The 17648-nt window shown below is 33.1% G+C and carries 20 protein-coding genes and 2 pseudogenes; 12 read left to right on the top strand and 10 right to left on the bottom strand.

The window, feature by feature from the left end:
- Nucleotides 1–56: 56 nt before the first annotated feature.
- From L950_RS37340 to L950_RS13435, 4 genes and pseudogenes are all read left to right on the top strand, one after another.
- A pseudogene (locus tag L950_RS37340) lies at nucleotides 57–904 on the top strand (RteC domain-containing protein).
- 85 nt (nucleotides 905–989) lie between these two features.
- Nucleotides 990–1265: a helix-turn-helix domain-containing protein gene (locus tag L950_RS13445; protein ID WP_021189059.1), complete on the top strand. Its 276-nt coding sequence runs from the start codon at nucleotides 990–992 to the stop codon at nucleotides 1263–1265.
- A gap of 179 nt (nucleotides 1266–1444) precedes the next feature.
- A complete protein-coding gene (locus tag L950_RS26540) occupies nucleotides 1445–1921 on the top strand; it encodes a hypothetical protein (RefSeq protein WP_156169683.1) in 477 nt (158 codons plus the stop codon).
- 181 nt (nucleotides 1922–2102) lie between these two features.
- Nucleotides 2103–2651: a hypothetical protein gene (locus tag L950_RS13435; RefSeq protein WP_021189058.1), complete on the top strand. Its 549-nt coding sequence runs from the start codon at nucleotides 2103–2105 to the stop codon at nucleotides 2649–2651.
- Nucleotides 2652–2683: 32 nt separating this feature from the next.
- Here L950_RS13435 and L950_RS13430 read toward each other — a convergent pair whose 3' ends face one another.
- The 5 genes from L950_RS13430 to L950_RS13410 all read right to left on the bottom strand — a co-directional run bounded on the left by L950_RS13430 (nucleotide 2684) and on the right by L950_RS13410 (nucleotide 6673).
- Nucleotides 2684–4345 (bottom strand): HEPN domain-containing protein, encoded by a 1662-nt coding sequence (locus tag L950_RS13430; RefSeq protein WP_197086421.1) that lies wholly within the window; start codon nucleotides 4343–4345, stop codon nucleotides 2684–2686.
- A gap of 106 nt (nucleotides 4346–4451) precedes the next feature.
- Nucleotides 4452–4904: a hypothetical protein gene (locus tag L950_RS13425; RefSeq protein WP_021189056.1), complete on the bottom strand. Its 453-nt coding sequence runs from the start codon at nucleotides 4902–4904 to the stop codon at nucleotides 4452–4454.
- A complete protein-coding gene (locus tag L950_RS13420) occupies nucleotides 4904–5563 on the bottom strand; it encodes a hypothetical protein (RefSeq protein WP_021189055.1) in 660 nt (219 codons plus the stop codon). The genes L950_RS13425 and L950_RS13420 overlap by 1 nt, the downstream gene beginning before the upstream one ends.
- A 7-nt stretch (nucleotides 5564–5570) precedes the next feature.
- The gene (locus L950_RS13415) at nucleotides 5571–5825 is read right to left on the bottom strand and encodes a hypothetical protein (RefSeq protein ID WP_021189054.1); all 255 of its coding nucleotides are present in this window, start codon (nucleotides 5823–5825) and stop codon (nucleotides 5571–5573) included.
- Nucleotides 5792–6673, bottom strand: coding sequence for a hypothetical protein (locus L950_RS13410; protein WP_021189053.1), 882 nt, complete (start codon nucleotides 6671–6673; stop codon nucleotides 5792–5794). The genes L950_RS13415 and L950_RS13410 overlap by 34 nt, the downstream gene beginning before the upstream one ends.
- 167 nt (nucleotides 6674–6840) lie before the next feature.
- On the opposite strand from L950_RS13410, the gene L950_RS13405 reads away from it, so the two are divergent.
- Entirely contained in the window at nucleotides 6841–7248 is a 408-nt protein-coding gene (locus L950_RS13405) for a helix-turn-helix domain-containing protein (RefSeq protein WP_021189052.1), read from the top strand.
- A 214-nt stretch (nucleotides 7249–7462) separates the two neighbouring features.
- On the opposite strand, the gene L950_RS13400 is transcribed toward L950_RS13405, so the two are convergent.
- From L950_RS13400 to L950_RS13385, 5 genes are all read right to left on the bottom strand, one after another.
- Complete coding sequence (locus L950_RS13400) at nucleotides 7463–7990, bottom strand: hypothetical protein (RefSeq protein WP_021189051.1); 528 nt, start codon at nucleotides 7988–7990, stop codon at nucleotides 7463–7465.
- 239 nt (nucleotides 7991–8229) lie between these two features.
- Complete coding sequence (locus L950_RS33270; protein WP_231577266.1) at nucleotides 8230–8961, bottom strand: ATP-binding protein; 732 nt, start codon at nucleotides 8959–8961, stop codon at nucleotides 8230–8232.
- On the bottom strand, nucleotides 8927–9544 hold the full coding sequence (locus tag L950_RS33265; RefSeq protein WP_231577265.1) for a helix-turn-helix domain-containing protein: 618 nt from the start codon (nucleotides 9542–9544) through the stop codon (nucleotides 8927–8929). The genes L950_RS33270 and L950_RS33265 overlap by 35 nt, the downstream gene beginning before the upstream one ends.
- Nucleotides 9545–9614: 70 nt before the next feature.
- A complete protein-coding gene (locus L950_RS13390; protein ID WP_021189050.1) occupies nucleotides 9615–10454 on the bottom strand; it encodes a hypothetical protein in 840 nt (279 codons plus the stop codon).
- Between the two features lie 342 nt (nucleotides 10455–10796).
- Nucleotides 10797–11531 (bottom strand): arsenic resistance protein, encoded by a 735-nt coding sequence (locus tag L950_RS13385; protein ID WP_021189049.1) that lies wholly within the window; start codon nucleotides 11529–11531, stop codon nucleotides 10797–10799.
- Between the two features lie 1020 nt (nucleotides 11532–12551).
- Between L950_RS13385 and L950_RS13380 the strand changes: the two genes are divergently transcribed.
- The 7 genes and pseudogenes from L950_RS13380 to L950_RS13355 all read left to right on the top strand — a co-directional run.
- Nucleotides 12552–14099, top strand: coding sequence for a TonB-dependent receptor (locus tag L950_RS13380; RefSeq protein ID WP_262507086.1), 1548 nt, complete (start codon nucleotides 12552–12554; stop codon nucleotides 14097–14099).
- The gene (locus L950_RS35435; RefSeq protein WP_262507085.1) at nucleotides 14051–14704 is read left to right on the top strand and encodes a TonB-dependent receptor domain-containing protein; all 654 of its coding nucleotides are present in this window, start codon (nucleotides 14051–14053) and stop codon (nucleotides 14702–14704) included. Before L950_RS13380 ends, L950_RS35435 begins: the two co-directional genes overlap by 49 nt.
- A gap of 2 nt (nucleotides 14705–14706) precedes the next feature.
- Nucleotides 14707–15499: pseudogene (locus L950_RS36560) on the top strand (cation transporter).
- A 247-nt stretch (nucleotides 15500–15746) separates the two neighbouring features.
- Nucleotides 15747–16073: an ArsR/SmtB family transcription factor gene (locus L950_RS13370; RefSeq protein ID WP_021189048.1), complete on the top strand. Its 327-nt coding sequence runs from the start codon at nucleotides 15747–15749 to the stop codon at nucleotides 16071–16073.
- Between the two features lie 4 nt (nucleotides 16074–16077).
- Entirely contained in the window at nucleotides 16078–16644 is a 567-nt protein-coding gene (locus L950_RS13365; protein WP_031287713.1) for a hypothetical protein, read from the top strand.
- Between the two features lie 53 nt (nucleotides 16645–16697).
- Nucleotides 16698–17153 (top strand): DUF6428 family protein, encoded by a 456-nt coding sequence (locus tag L950_RS13360; protein WP_021189046.1) that lies wholly within the window; start codon nucleotides 16698–16700, stop codon nucleotides 17151–17153.
- 13 nt (nucleotides 17154–17166) lie between these two features.
- The coding region (locus L950_RS13355; RefSeq protein ID WP_021189045.1) for a hypothetical protein at nucleotides 17167–17648 on the top strand (482 nt) is incomplete at its 3' end.

The raw sequence follows: 17648 nt of genomic DNA, 5'->3' as shown, positions 1-17648 counted from the left end.
CAAAAAAGGTTATCTTTAGTTATTTGTCACTTAATTAAAGATAACTTTTAACATATATGAATCAGACACTTTTAGCGATCACTGAAGAAATCAATGTTTACATTAAAAATGCTGAAGAGGACTTTCAACATGATTATTCAAAAATAACAGAAATGTCTATTCAATACATCTCCAAAAGATTAGAAGAAGTAAAACAAAAATTCGAACAAAACTTAGAAATTGATCCAGATACAGAGATTTTCTACTTCAAGCATATCAAATGTCACTTACTTGCACTAATACAATATTATTCATTAGTACAGAAAATAGAACTCGACAAACCTCCAATAAAAAAGAAAGGTGTTAAAAAATATTATCTGAAGACCCTATTCAAAATAAAGAAAAAACTCTCTCACAATAAGTTTTTTTATAATTACTTTAAATCCAACTCCTCGCAATTCGATGATCATTCTTTCGTAGATCAGCTCACGATTTATTTATCCCAATTACAAATTATTTGCTCGAAATTGATAAAAACAAAAATACGCCGACCGTCCATGTATTTGCCCAGATGGAAGCTTATGAAATGCTTAGACATTATCTGAAGAAAAAAATCAAAAATATTGGCACTAAGGAGATATTAACACCAAAAAGCAATAAGTTATTAAAATGGACCACCTCAAAAATTGATCTTATAGAATCAATCTATGCGCTGCATGCAGCCGGAGTATTCAATAATGGCAAAGCCGACTTAAAAGATATTGCCGAATACTTTCAAGAAATATTTGATATCGACCTGGGGCAGTACAACAGAGTCTTTTATGATATAAGGTCAAGGAAAAATAACAAAACCAAGTTTGTCGATAGCCTTAAGGACGCATTGAGTAAAAGAATTAAAGATACTGACAATGAGTTGTTTCCATAATTATTTATCCCAAGGTGTTACCAACTTGGGATAAATTCATTTTTATATTTAACAAATTTGCTATTCATCAAATAACCAAATAATTATGGCAATAGAAATCCTTACGCGAGAAGATCTCGCAACTTTCAAAGCAGAATTGTTAAATGACTTACGGAATCTTTTATCTGGAAAACTTTCCACGCAGAAAAAATGGATCAAAACAAAAGATGTCGTTAAAATGCTTCAGATCTCTCCAGGTACCTTACAAAACTACAGGATTAATGGAACGATCAATTACTCCAAAATTGGCAATACCATCTATTATTCGCTAGAAGATATCCAATTGCTATTGAACAATAGTTCAACCAAACCAAAATCATAATTCCACTTAAGCACGTTACAAAATGAATTACATTAAGCAACTTACCTATTTTTTTAATAAGCTACCGCCGACACAGGCCTCACTCCTACCCACTCGAGTCTCTTCATGCTTTATTCCAACTATGGAACCAAGCCAGATTTACTAAGAGTATCCAAATTGTTAGAGACGAAGCCATGCGCTTGAGCAAGATCAACTCCAAAGCCACCTATCACAAAGCCATGGCCTACCTGCACAAAAACGGATACATCGATTATCAACCTTCTTACAATCCTTTTAAAGGTAGCGCCATTAGTTTTTTTCCTGATCGCATCGATACAACAGATACAAGAAACGAACCTGTTCAAAATCTGTCCACAAGAACAATAAACGAGCCTTATAATAAACAGTATAGTAATCATATTATTAATAATAATATGATTACTCAATCGCGCGATAAAAAAATGAGCGAGATGAAAAAAAATCTAGTCAGGTTGTTACAGTACTGTCCAAGTCCAAAAAAGAAAAAGATTCCGGTCAAAAAGAAAAAGGTGTTCCTTCGCAACGACTACATGTCGAGGAGTTCTTCATTTCACAAAAATCAACACTTATCGAAGCAAATAGATTCATCAATCATTACACAGCCAATGGTTGGCTCGTTGGGGGCAAAAGTCCGATGAAAGATTGGAAAGCATCAGCAAAAAATTGGATTTCAAACAGTATTAACTTTAATCATCATGCTAACAATACAAAATCAAACCGTTCACAACAACTCAGTACCACCACAAACAAAAACTATTTCGAACCATTATGATTATAACAAGGTATTCCAATTTTTAGAAAACAAAGGCCAGGAATTATATGTCCAAAATTCATTTGCATGAAAAAGACATACCCATTATTTACAAACTAGCAGCCTACTTTCTCAAGGATGAAGCAATATGTCAAGCACACGATATTGATTTACAAAAAGGAATTATGTTGACTGGTCCAATTGGTTGTGGAAAAACGTCATTTATGACTATTTTGAAATACCTTCCCCAACAACAAGACAGGTATATGATGAAGAGTGCAAGAGATATTACTTTCGAGTTCATTCAAGAGGGCTATGATATCATACATCGCTACAGCAGAGGAAAGCTTTATAGTACGGAGTTCCGCAACTATTGTTTTGACGATCTTGGTACCGAAAAAAACATGAAGCACTTCGGCAACGAGTGCAATGTCCTGGCCGAGATCTTGCTCTCCAGGTACGATCTCTTTGTCGCCGGAAAACTAAAGACACACATCACCACTAACCTTTCCGCCACCGAACTCGAAGAAGCATACGGTAACCGGCTACGATCACGGCTACGGGAAATGGTCAATCTTATTGGCTTTGACATGGGCGTGCAGGACAAAAGAAAATAGAAAAGTCGTTGGTGTACGCCAACGACTTTTTGTTATTCACCGCAAACTAACTTACTGCATTCGTCAAGAAAACGCTCACACCTTACTTCATATCGATAAGCATCATCCCAATCAATATAGGACAAACCCGCATAACGTACGTCCTTTACTATGTCGACAAATTCTTTAAAGAGTCCTTTTTCTTCCATGGTACTCCTAGAAAATATATCATTGGGAAAATGCCAAAAACTACAGCATAAACTATACAAGTGATTTAAATTATGTTGATAAGGCCTATATCCATAGAAAAACTCCAACAAACCTAAACAGGTCTGTTCCACAGCCTGATTAAATAAAGAAACCTTTACAACAACTTCCTCGCTACTATCTATTGCCTTACCACCATGAAAGAACCCTAGTGCATTATTTTTTCGACCATACCATTTAGATCTTGCTGTTTCGACCTCTGTACTTACGCGAGTTCCATTGTTTTCATGGAATGACCAACTCACATTTAAACAATCAGAGACAGGTAGTTTATAATGAAGAACTTTGTGAAAGAATATATTGTTTTCATCTAGCTTTTTCTGAATCTGGTCTACTTTATGAGATAATAATAAAACAGATAAATCAGCATCTTCATTTAATATGGCTTGCGCGTTGCTAACTCGCTCTCTAATATCTTCACGGCTCACAATTAAAAAATCGAAATAATATTTTCCATTATTGCTATTTTCGCAGACACTTTCCATTTCAAATCGTTGAGCTCTGTATCCAAACAAATAGACAGAAATATCATCCGGCAAAAGACTTTTAAGTTTCTCAACTAATGAAGCTATCTTACCATCTAAGTTTGATTTGGGCACATCAACTGGCTCACAATTTATATCAATATTTTCATCTGCAACTTTACAATCAATTGTAACGCTCTTCTCAAATGATGAAATAACAGTGTCATAAATATTTGAAGCATTTGAATGAAGCTGATTCATCTTAATTTCCAGAAGATTCAAGGTTTCAAGTTTAACATTAAAATTATCTTCATAACGCGTTGCTCGATAGATGTCCTCCAAGACATTCAATAGATATTGATCCGTATTATTTTCATCATCAAATATTGAATCATACATCGTTGTGATCTCTTGCAGAAAATGATGATGACCCCTTATGGAATGCTTGATACGCTCCTTTGCAGAAAGCACAATCCCAAGATATCGATAAGTCAATTCTATTGCTTGGTGTATCATAAACGCAGCCATTGAATATTGCTCTTTTTCTTTATAAAAGAAATACCCTTCCTTAAACTCATCAACTTTTTGAAGCTCTTTGTTACGTAATGCATAAACTTTCTTTAAAAATTTATCCAAACTAAATGTTTCAGGTATTAATACAAATTCAGAGTCTTCTTTCTTAAATATTAGCCTTTCAGGCACACACGAAGTAAATAGAAAAAGGTTACCATTTAGGATTTTATCTTTAGCCTGAAATGCTATGTAACATGAGATTCGATAATCAGGATAATCTCTTATGGCATTAGTTATTCTAGGTACCAGCTCGCCTAATGTCTTCAAATACTTATTCGAAACCAGGATAACGATTTTGTGTGAACCTAATTTTGGATCATTTAAATTAAGATATATTTGTTCGATATCGAATTTCATGGTCAGAACCACAATAATATCTTTCAAGTCTGAATTGGATTTTATTTTTTCCATAATAGCAGTGTTTTTTAGGAAGATTGAATTTTGTCCCCCTAACATTAAGCCCCTTTTTATTAAATTATCCACTACATTAGCCCATTATGATGTAGTATTTTTTTTCCTAAAACAATTTATATGGTCTATGCTTCATCAAACCTACTAATTCAGATAAACAAAATAATAAATGTGTTATTTGTCGATAATAATCATCTCGAAAGTATTCATTTCCTAAGATTTCTAATTTCCATTCTTCCAACTCATTTCTCCATTCAACTAAAGATTTTGCTTCTAATAATTCTTGTAAATAGGATACTGGGTTGATTAATCTATCTTTCGGTATATATTTCACCTCATCTAATAATTCTCGAGGAATATCCCATTTTTTGTTTTTCTGCTTTGTTTTCAATTTTTCGTAATGAAGCCAAAAACCTTCAAGAAAGAACATTAACTCATCAAAATAGTGCAAAATATTACCAGGATTATATACTTCCTTCTCATGTAAAAGCAATTGAGCAACCTTATTAAGGTAATTTATAGTTGGTTTGTACTCGAATTCTTTCTTTTCTTCCGACACTATTTCTGTAAAACTTCTCTGTAAGCAAACTGATTTGTATTAGAATCACTTGCATTGCACTCATATGCTTGCAACCTCTTTGTGTCATTAAGAGTCAATTCCAATCCTCTCTCTAGTTGATAAACTAAAAATAATGACGAGATAAGTTTGCTACCAACCGCATATAAATCATATGTTGTTTCTTTAATATATACAGTGTACCTATGACAAGTAGGATGAAAACCATCATACAGCAAATTGCTTAAGTCAAATTTTAAGCTGGCAAGTCCCCGATAGTAATTATCGATATTTAGATTTTTGTACGCATCTTGAATAATACTAGTCGAAGATTTTTTTGATTTATCTATAGTGTCAGGATTTTTATAATCCTTTTCATTAGCCTCAAAATCCAAATAATTGGGCCTAATTTTAGAAATTAATAAACTAGCCTCGAAAATCCGTACTAACTGTATATATTTCAGATAAAGCACTTTTGGAGAACTATAGGTAGTCCAATATCCCTTTCTATGTCCATGCGTAATTAATTCCCATAGGTCATCTACAATTGGTTCACAAGTTGAGTCTTTTTTAAATACCTTTTCCAAGACTAAAAATGGATTTAAAATTTCCTCTCTTGATAAGTAAGAAGTTCGGTCACTAAATGAGTCTATTCTAATCATAGCACAGTTAATAATTAATAGGTCTATATTCTAAAAGATCAGCTATTTCAATCAAACGAAAAAGAAAGTCTTGAATATCTTTGTGTTCATCCTCATTATGCCAATTATTATCTAAAATTGCTAATCGCCACTCCTCGATATCTTTACGCCGATTAGATAAATCTTTTTTTGCGAACTCCTCTGATAAGAATTTAAAGGGGTTTTTTAATGCTTGTTTAGGAAGATACCTTATCTGATTTCTAGTTTTTTCGGTATTTTCCATTTTACAGAGCCTACATTTCCAGATTCTATTATGTAGTAGTCCCATAAGATTTCCATAACAAATTGCAATTCTTCCAGGTAGTATAATACATTTGCAGGATTACCATTACTCTTCCAGAAGAAATGAGAACAAGATGTATTCTTTAAGAATTCTATAATAGAAAGGAATTGCTTTTTATCGAAGGCTTCAAAAATATTCTCCACACTGTCGTAATAATTGAACTGAGTGATGTTATGATCTAATGCGAACTTTGTAAACCCTTCCAACTTCACCGTATCATTTTTTGATATTATTTTCCCCTTTTCAGCTTGATAGATTGCATAAAGAGATAAAATTAATTCATTAATTTCTTGAAAGCTTGAATAGGCAGACTCTTTTAATATATCTTCAAAGTCTAAACTTGTTGGCATTAAACCATGGTAAAAAGTGTTATACAAATCAAAAGGTAAATCAAATCTATTATGTTGCAAATAAGAATTGTTGAGGGTTTCATAGGCTTTTATCAAGCTCCCCCCATGTAGATTTGTGTCGCATTCTTGACCAGGTATATAACCTGTTTTAACAGTTTCACCTATTGTTAGATAAGATGGACATATCCGAGAGATTATCCATCCCGTATCTAGAAGGCGCGCTAATTTTAGGAAATTTTCATACAGAACTCTAGGAGATTCATGAGTCATCCAATAGTTCGGTCTAAAAGCCATCGTCCAAAAATCCCAACACTCATCTATAGTTGTTTCTGGATTTGGCTGGCTTTCAAAAATACTTTTCAAAACGCCGAATGGGTCCTTAATTTCTTCTATCCTTAAAAAACAAGGGGTATAATCTGTAAAAGTTGCTCTAAACATAGCCTTATAATTTTGGTATACACAAAGAACCTAACAATCATCCACGTACCGAACCAAAACCACTTGTATCTCACCAAACTTAATTGTAAAAAACAAGCTGAAATTTGTAAATTACCTAAACATACAATTACAGTTTAACAAATGGAAGAATATTATTAACTTTGAGTATGAGTAAGGAAAACAAGATTGGACCAAAAATCAGCCGCTTACGTGAATTGCGCGGTATGAAGCAAGAAGCTTTAGCTTCCGCACTTGGAGTAAGTCAGCAGACCGTTTCCAATATGGAGCGAAGCGTCGAGATAGAAGAAGACTTGTTAGCCCAAGTAGCCCAAATACTTGGTGTTACTCCTGAAGCAATTCAGAATTTTAGTGAAGAAGCTGTGTTTAATTTTTTTAATAGCTTTCATGATAGTAGTTCAAATAATGGCGCCATTTATGCTCCTGGATGCAATTTCAACCCATTAGACAAACTCATCGAATCTCACGAAGAAAACAAAAAACTTTACGAACGCCTCCTCGAAGCCGAAAAATCTAAAGTAGAATATTTAGAAAGGTTATTAAAAAAAGATAATTAAACCATTGCGTTTTTTTCTATTGTGCCCTTGGAGTTTGAATAATTTAAATATTTATTGAATAACAGTGTTTAATCGGCGGTACTACTTATCGTCGAGTTATTTATTAGTATTCTAATGCATGACATCCCTTAAATAGGACCGAAAGTAATGTATTAATACTTAGGTTTTCTTGAAAAAATAAAGGATGTATCTTTTCGTATGATATTTAAATATCTTAATTAGTGACTGGTTTTCTATTATTTTTCTTTAGTACATCATTACCATATACTGTCAATGCAAATTTTTTATCAACAAACCTTACATCATAATAAAAGTCATCAAAAATATCTTTAGCTATATAAATATCTAAAACAATATTATCCTTAGTGTATAGGTGCTTAATACCTCTGTCAAACTCGTAAGTGTTTAAATATTCAAAAGAGTTATCCGTCAATTGCTTTTTAAAAGCTAAATAATCTTTTTCATACTTTATACAATATTCTGTATATATGACTTCATTTTTACCATTTAAAATTCTTTTGATAGCATTACCTCCTATTGGATAAGTTCCAAAATAAAAACTATATTCTTTACCATATTCTTTATTTCGAACGTCTTTCATTCTATACCCCTTACCTAAAAGGAAATCTTCAGTTTCAACAATATTACTATTATGTACTCGAAGTATTTCTTTAATTGTACTTATTTGAGAAAAAGAATTAAAGGATATAAATGAGATTAGAAATGTTAATAATACTTTCATGTTTTTTGATTTGATTTTCAAATTTATATAAAGGTGATTCAAAGACGTATTTGAAACCTAATAGAACTGCAATAATGCGTTACATTTCTTGAAATTTATCTCTTACTTTTAATGACACTGAGTGTCTGAAATAGTAACATATAAAAAAACAAAACTTCTACCTATTATTTGGCCTTTTCATTTAATCGGCAATTTATCGGCAAAAACACCAATATATCGGCAATTTATCGGCAACACTACTACCTGAACACATACTTAGCAGATTTACGATCCCCATTTTTATTCAACAAGCCTTTCTCAACCAGTTCAACCAGATCGTATCTAGCTGTACGTTCAGAAATACCAAACCTCCTCACATAATCAGCACTAAGAATTTCACCTTGTGATTTAAAATGAAGTAAAGCATCCAACTGTCTATCATTCAAACCAAATCCAGTCAACATTTCTTTATGATAAATATCCTTTTTAAACTCTACCCAAAAATCTGATCCCTCGACAAGATAACTAGGTTCTGGAAGCCCTCCAGCACTACACAACTCCGTCATCTTGCTAATGCCACGTCCCCAGGACTCCACGTATCCACTACGGAAAAACGCATTCGCTATATCCGGATTATACGGCCTTGAAGAATGGCTCTTTAATAAATTACTGACCGTCCAGTTTTCCGGAAGATGGCCCTCATTCCATATCATAAGCTTATCAGGATACACACGAATCTGAATCGGTGTTGAACCAGAATAATCTTTATGAGCTATGGCGTTAAGCAGAGCCTCTCGAACAGCCTCCTTCGGGTATTCATACGTTTCATTACGATGGATTCCATCATAACTGATCATCGCCTTTATATATTTGGTAAACAATAGACTAATGGTCCCCTCAACTTGCTCAAATAAATTCCCATGGACCTCATCCTGAAAAATAAGGTCCGCTTCTCTCTCAAAATAACCAATCTTCACGTAAGCTCCAGTCACAAATTTCAGGATCCACATGAAAAAGTAAAATAGCAGCACGTTTTAAATAACCATTCTCAATCAACTTCAAGTTTTCAAGCAAATGCTCATCATCATCCGTCAAAGTGTCTTCAGACAAGCGTTTATTTTTAAAACCGCGATTACGAAAAAACACAAGAGTATCCTTCTTCAGGTCACCGACAGCAACTCGAGGCACCGCTGCACCATCCCATCGAACCCCTTTCTTCTGCAGTAGAAATTTATCTAATGTAGCACCTTTCATCTCCTGCTTAGTACTACCACTTCTATAATGATATTGCCCTTTATAATTTACAGCATTAGGATAAGGCTCCACAATAATTTCTAAGTAATCCCCTTCCCTAGTTTCATGCAGATTAACATCAACCAAAATCCCCAATACATCACGTACCTTGTTCGGAATATCTTCCAATAACTTTTTAGCGTCAGCTACACCAACAATCTTTCCCTCATCATCTTTACCGATGAAAATAGTACCACCATTAGCATTTGCAAAGCCGCATATCCATTTTAAGTATTCGTCCCGCCAGCTCTGTTTATATTCCGTATTTTGAGATTCCGCCATAATTAATTTTAGCTACTTTTCAATATTACTAAAAATCATAAAGTAAAAATAAGTCCTAAATTTCCAAATATTAATCGTGCTTATTTTCTTCCAAATATTTTTTCAAATCATAGATATATTTGCAATATGGAATAAAAACCCTAAGATTTGCAAATAAGCTATCTTTAGATATTTGCTTACCTGTCGGGTGTCCCGCATCATTTCTGTTATTCCGAATCATTTGATAAATTCCTGTAAATGTATTATCAAAATTCTCTTTAAGGTCATACGGATAAGTAGAAAACCCATGCTTAATTGACTTTTGGAATTCATCAAATTGTGTCTTAATGAACCTACCTTCTATCTTTTTTCGAAATATATTTGATTTTTCATTCTCTCTAAAAGTATTTGCATAACTATCAATAATAAGCAGAATTGCTCTTTCAGATGCACATCCCAATGTTATTGTTGAGGACAATAACTGATTAATATTATATGTGTTTATACTTTCTAAAAGATATGTCTCAATAATAGTGTCCAACTCAGGTAGTGTATTCTTTAAAGCCTTCAAATAGCCTGAAGAATCATGCGGTATTACACCTGAAGATTCTATCGCCTTCTTTCCGTATTCAGTTAAACTTAAGTGAGGCCAACTTGAATTATTGTAATCACCGATTGTAATTACTCTTTGAATAATAAAATCCCAAATAATTTCTCTAACAATATTTTCGTCTCTAATGCTTAGGTTAAAATTTACACCTTGAAATCCTACAGGGTTTGGATCCTTAACGGCCTTCTTATCAATCAAAAGTTTGGCTAAGTTAGCGCAGAAATTTTTAAATTCAAATGAAGCTCCAGATTTCCTTAGATTTTCAATAACGTAATGTCTTATTTCCTCAAAGGGGAGATCTATCTTTTCTATTTCAGCCATATTCGTGATTATTAGTAAATATATCAAAATAGTCAAAAAATATTAAATCATTTTGTAAAACTATGTACAAATATTAATATGGTAATATACCACTTTACATACGCCCACAAAATAATAGGAGTTGCTGAAAATCAAATTACTTCTTTGTCTTCAGCAAAATCTGTGAGGTTAACACCAAAATAGGTAGCTCAATCAGTGGTCCAATAATTAGTGATAATGCTATCAAAGGTTCGTATGCGAACGCTGTGACAGCAATGGCTAAAGATATAGGAGAGTTTCTTGCCATTGTAGTCAATGTCAAACTTACGCCGTCTGCATAACTGAAATTCAGAACTCGACTTACTAATTGACTAATAAAAAAGTAACTACAAAAAATATCAGAACAGGAATGAGCAATTTGTATATGACATCCGGATTATCCATTAAATCTTTACCTTCAGATGCAAACATAGCTACAACAGCTAATGCTAAAAACAGCACTTGCGATTTTTCAAAAAATGCAATAAGATTCACCCCTATTTTACTATTCTTACCAATACTCTTTTTAGCAATTAAAGCACACATAAACGGAACCACAAGCACTAAAAGAATACTTTCAACCAGCGAGCTCACTTCAACATTTCCCGATTTACCAAAAAATATCATAAGATAAACTGGCAATAATAGAACTTGTAAAACCAAATTTACAGGGAGAATAGACGTCGATAAAGGAACATTACCTTTAGCCGTTCCCGTAAACACCAAATACCAGTCCGTACATGGAGTTACCATAAGCATGACAAAACCAATCCATATAGGTAATTCATTAGATAAGAAAAGATATCCTAAACCATATGCAAAGATTGGTGTCCAGACAAAATTAAAAATGATATTGCTAAGTGAAAACTTAACATTAAGAAAAGAACTTTTCAACTCACTGATATTGATACTTAGGAACAGACCAAAAAGCATCACCATAAGCAATGGTACTATGAACTTTGCCGAATAATCAGCCACTAATACAATATGCCCTAATAAAAGTCCTGCAATTACTGCTAGCAGGATTACTCCAGTTTGATACTTATTAATTTTATCCATTATATATATTTTCGAATTTGGATCCTACGATGATTAATTATTTTTAGCTTTTTGGATTCTACGATTAAAAAATAAAATTATAGCAAATACTAGAACATGTGCAAATAGAGATTGTACATTTGGATTAATACCCAATAGATCAATTGGAGGTAAATTATCAATCGGCGTTACCGGAATATAACCAGTTTCCTAAAATGCCTAAACACCTTTACCAAATAGCAACACTGCTAATACTTCCATCATGTAAGTCGTCAATTTAAAAAATTTGCCTATTGGTAGTTTTTCATAAACTTCAGAAATACAAAAGTAATCACAGCAATATTTACAATCAAAGTCAATAAAGCTCAATTAATAGTAGGTCCAGCAACATCAGGGCATTCTAAATGACTAGCAAATATATAAAAACTTCACCTTAATGAACCAATAATTAGGAAAACGCATTATTGTTATATTAACATTACAATTCAACTTCTGCATCTTGTTAAGTAGTTCATAATTTTATATAAATTGCTACTGTATACCTTGCTAGATCTTCCACAGCAAGAAATACTCTATCAAAATAACCATAACAACTCAAATGATCTAATATGATCAAGTTTTTTAATATATTTACACTATGAAATTTTTGGCTTTCATTTTAGCGCTAATTGTTCTTGGACTTTCATCCGGCACTTGCTATATGGAAGACAATTGTTATAATGAACTTACCAAAGACCAGAGTGACAACCAACATGACGACCAATGTAGTAGCGACTGTTGTTCACCATTTATGACTTGCAAAACCTGTGTCGGTTTCGTCATTACAGATCTCGTATTTTCATCTGAAAAGGATTTTATCATTCATAAAACGATTTATAATATTGTACTTGAATCCGAAATAATCCATTCCTGTGCAAAAATTTGGAACCCACCCAAATTACATTTAGTCTAAAATATACGAGGTTTATTTTTAAGACGTGCGACTAGCAGGTCATTATTACTTATTAAAGCATCATTATAATTGTGAAAAAAATACTTTTCATGTCAATTTTATTGACAATGAGCTTATACTCATATGCTCAAAATTCATATAAAGCAGTTATTAAAAACGGCGAAAACAATTCAGTGTTACAAGGAGTAACAGTAAATATTGCAGGAAATAACATTAATGGAAAATCAGATGAAAAAGGTATCATCCAACTGAATAATATTCCAAACGGAAAACAAGTTATAATATTCACGATGGTCGGGTTCAAAACTAAATCAGATACCACCGATTTCCCTTTATCTGACAATAAACAAATTGAAATACTTTTAGAGGAGCATTCCGAAGAACTAGAAGAAGTTACAATTTCGTCAACTAGAAGTACACGTTCGATTCAAAATATCCCAACTAGAATTGAGTTTATCGGAGGAGAAGAATTAGATGAAAAAGGAAACATGAAACCAGGTGACATCCGTATGTTACTAAGCGAAAGTACAGGTATTTATGTTCAGACAACTTCACCTACAAGTGCAAACGCCAGTATACGTATTCAAGGTTTAGATGGTCGATACACACAAATACTTAAAGACGGTTTTCCTATATACTCTGGAGCATCTAGTGGACTTGGTTTATTGCAGATACCTCCTCTTGACCTAAAACAAGTTGAAGTCATCAAAGGATCGAGCTCAACGCTGTATGGAGGAGGAGCTATAGCAGGTTTAGTAAATTTAATTTCGAAAACACCGACCTTCGAAAAGGACTTAAGATTCCACATCAACGGGACATCCGCAAAAGGACTTGATATAAATGGTTTTTATGGAAAAAGAACCGAAAAATTGGGAACAACGATATTTGCTTCTCATAATCGTAATAATGCTTACGACCCTGCCAAAATCGGATTGTCGGCAATCCCAAAATTTGAACGCTATATTTTCAATCCAAAATTATTCGTTTACCTTAACGACGACACCAAAATGAATGTCGGCATTAACTCGACAATAGAAAATCGAATAGGTGGAGATTTGAGCTATATTAAGAACAAAAAAGAAAACTCCAGCAAATACTTTGAAGAAAATAAGACACAACGTTACTCCTCTCAATTGACACTAGATCATCAAATTGATGAAAACCAATCAGTACAAATTAAAAACAGTGTAAGCTATTTTAATAGAAAGACATCTATACCTAGTTATATTTTCGAAGGTGTCCAAATAGCATCGTTCACAGAAGCGAGCTATGCAGTAAATAGCGAAAAATCAGACTGGGTAACGGGTCTAAACATATGGACTGATAACTTCAACGAGAAACCTCACACCAGTTTTGAGGAAAGAGACTACAATCAAACTACCGTAGGAGCATTTATTCAAAACAACTGGAAAACAACAAATTGGCTCCAACTGGAAACTGGATTTAGAACAGATTATGTTAAAGATTACGGCGCCGTATTTTTACCAAGAGTATCAGCATTATTTTCGATCTCTCAGGGGTTGACCTCAAGAGTTGGAGGTGGATTCGGATACAAAACCCGACAATCTTCACTGAAGATAGTGAACGTATGCAATATAGAAATATCTTGGCTATTGACAAGAACACAAATAAGCTAGAAAGAAGCTACGGTGGAAATGCAGATATAAATTACAAGTCAAATCTTGGTGATGACTGGTCCATAAGTATAAACCAATTATTCTTCTACACATACCTAAAAAACCCATTACTGCTTGAAAATTCTTCTCAAGATTTATATAAATTCATTAATTCTTCAGGTAACTTAAACACAAAAGGTATAGAAACGAACGTAAAACTCAGCTATGATGATTTACATCTGTTTTTAGGTTATACCTTTACCAATGCTAAATTAAATCAGAATAATACATCCAAGGAGAACCCCTTAACGCCAAAACATCGCATTAATTCAGTTCTAATGTATGAAGTAGAAGATAAATGGAAACTTGGTCTAGAAGCTTATTACTTCGGAACTCAAACATTAAATGATGGTTCGAAAGGTAAAGACTATGTTACCTGTGGTTTCATGGCTGAAAAATTGTGGGAAAGGTTTTCTATTTATATAAATTTCGAAAACTACCTAGATACAAGACAAACAAGATTTGACACCATTTACACAGGCACCATTACCAATCCCGTATTTAAAGACATTTACGCCCCACTTGATGGATTTGTAATCAACAGCGGGATAAAATTCAAATTATAAAAATGAAGAAAACAAGCTATAAAATTTCAAAGATGGATTGCCCTAGCGAAGAGCAAATGATTCGTATGAAATTAGAAAACATCAATAACATTAAGGAATTGGATTTTGATATACCCAACAGAAGTCTATATGTTTATCATGAAGGTGATTCCCTACCAATTTTATCAGCCTTAGACGACCTTAATCTAAATACTAAACAAATAATATCAGAAGAAATTACAGATTATAAAGAAAAAGATGAGTCACAAAACCAGAGCAAATTGCTATGGACCGTCTTAATAATAAATTTTCTATTCTTCGGGCTAGAATGGTTTTTGGATTTTTTTCTAAATCAATGGGACTAGTGGCAGACAGCTTAGATATGCTAGCAGATAGTATAGTTTACGGATTAGCCCTTTTCGCTGTTGGCGGATCTATGATTAGGAAAAAAACATAGCAAAATCTGCAGGATATTTTCAAATATTACTGGCTGTCATAGGATTTGTTGAAGTAATACGAAGATTCATGGGGTTTGAAGAAATTCCAAATTTCAACACTATGATCATTATATCTGGATTTGCACTGGTCGCAAATATGTTCTGTTTATATTTACTGCAAAAAAATAAAAGTAAAGAAGCCCATATGCAGGCAAGCATGATCTTCACATCCAACGATGTAATAATAAATGCTAGCGTTATTGTCGCAGGATTACTGGTTAAATGGTTGGATTCAACCTATCCAGATTTAATTATTGGAGCTATTGTTTTTATAATTGTAGCCCAAGGAGCATTTCGAATTTTAAAAGTATCTAAATAAATTGTTTTGAGGAAAGCCGCTTCATTTCTGAAGCGCTTTCCTCACAAATGCATCGAGAGATGTATCTTTAATTTAAAACAATAATCTAAATTATTGAGATTATTATACATCTCTATTGATATCAGAATAATTCGGTAAAAAACTTCGTATACAAAAGCATCATTTTGTCATTTTGATTTCTTTTTTTTAAAAATATTTTAAAATCAAAAGATTAATCGTAATATTGCGATGTATTATATTTACAATAATGGGAGCTACAAAAACAATTCACTTTACCGATCAACAAAATCGGATAGCTAATATTGCAAAAGCACTTGGTCACCCTGCTCGAGTCGCTATCATAGAATATTTATTAAAAGTCAATACATGTATCTGCAGTGATATTGTAGACGAATTACCTTTGGCACAGTCAACCATTTCACAGCATTTAAAAGAGTTAAAAAATGCAGGTTTAATAAAAGGAAACATCGAAGGTACTTCAATTTGTTACTGTATTGACGAAAAAACATTCACAATATTAAAATCATATTTTGGTGACATCATACTCTCAGTTAATAATCAAAAATGTTGTTAAATAGATGGAATTTGCGTTTCTAATATCGACTACCTTACTGATGGCTTACGCGTTATTAGCTGTTTATGACGGGGTATTTCTGCACCTCTATAAATTTAGGCTCTATGATCAAAAAGAAAGCAGGTTTGAACATCTAACACATACTGTTAGAGCATTATTGTTTGTAGGAATATTATTAACTGTTTTTATCAATATAGAAAATAACAACCTTTTTTTATTAGGTCTTACCTTGGTACTTCTAGATATAATTACATTGTTAATAGATGCATATGTAGAGAAAGATAGTAGAGTATTTATGGGAGGCCTTCCAAGGTGGGAATATATTATACATCTGCTTGTCAATGGTTTTCATTTTGCTAGTATAACTTCCCTACTTATTATCAAGATTAAGTTTACAGATCTAGGAATATCGCTAAATAATAACTTGCATGTATTTAAAAACTTTGAATTTTTTAAACTGGTCGCAGTAAACCTATTACCAGGAGCAATTATCATCAGCATATTACACATCTTAGTCTATAATATAAAATTCAAAAAATATATTAACACATTAAAAATCAATTGTTGTTAAAATTTTTTACTCACAAATATCGTAATATAACGATTAATTTATACATAAATACTATGAAATTATCAGAAATCAAACAAATCCTTCCAACATTAGAAAATGTTGAGTTCCAATTAGAAGATGGAACATTTGTACCGGAACATTTCCACGTTACTGAAGTAGGTCAGATCAATAAAACTTTTATTGATTGTGGTGGGGTTACACGCACTGAAAACACAGTTAATTTCCAATTATGGAATGCAGATGATTATGAGCACCGATTAAAACCCGGCAAGCTTCTACATATCATTGAGTTATCAGAAACGAAACTTAATATCGGAGATCATGAGATTGAAGTGGAATACCAAAGCGGAACAATAGGAAAATTCGGTCTAGATTTCAATGGCAAGAATTTCGTTCTAACAAACAAAACTACAGCATGCCTAGCGCAAGATGCATGCGGTATTCCTAATCCATTAAAAGTAGTAGAATCAAATTCAAATACTTGCACTCCAGGCTCTGGCTGTTGCTAATTAAAACATTATTATGAATGCAAAACTAGTAAATACAATTTCGGATATACTAAAATTAGCAATCAATCAAGGGCGCAAATCTATTTTGCAACCCTTGGTTGATTATATCCAAGGTAAAGTTACAGCAGGCTCTGATATCAATATCAATTTTATCTGTACCCATAATTCAAGAAGAAGCCATTTATGTCAAGCCTGGGCCCAGATTGCCGCTGCGCACTACCAGATAACAAAGGTAAATTGTTATTCGGGAGGTACAGAAGAAACAGCAATGTTTCCTAAAATTGCAGAAACATTTCAAAATCAGGGAATCGAAGTCATTGCCATTTCAGATGGTTCAAATCCGATATATGCGATGAAGTATGATCAAAACGCATTGCCGATCATAGGTTTTTCAAAGAAATATGACGCACCTTTCAATCCACAGTCGAGCTTTGCGGCTATTATGACCTGTTCACAGGCAGATGGTGGTTGCCCTTTTATTGTTGGAGCAGAAAA

This window comes from Sphingobacterium sp. IITKGP-BTPF85, from assembly GCF_001006065.1.
GTDB lineage: Bacteria > Bacteroidota > Bacteroidia > Sphingobacteriales > Sphingobacteriaceae > Sphingobacterium > Sphingobacterium anhuiense.
The sequence above is the reverse complement of the archived record's forward strand: the minus strand, read 5'-3'. Positions and strand labels throughout refer to the sequence as shown.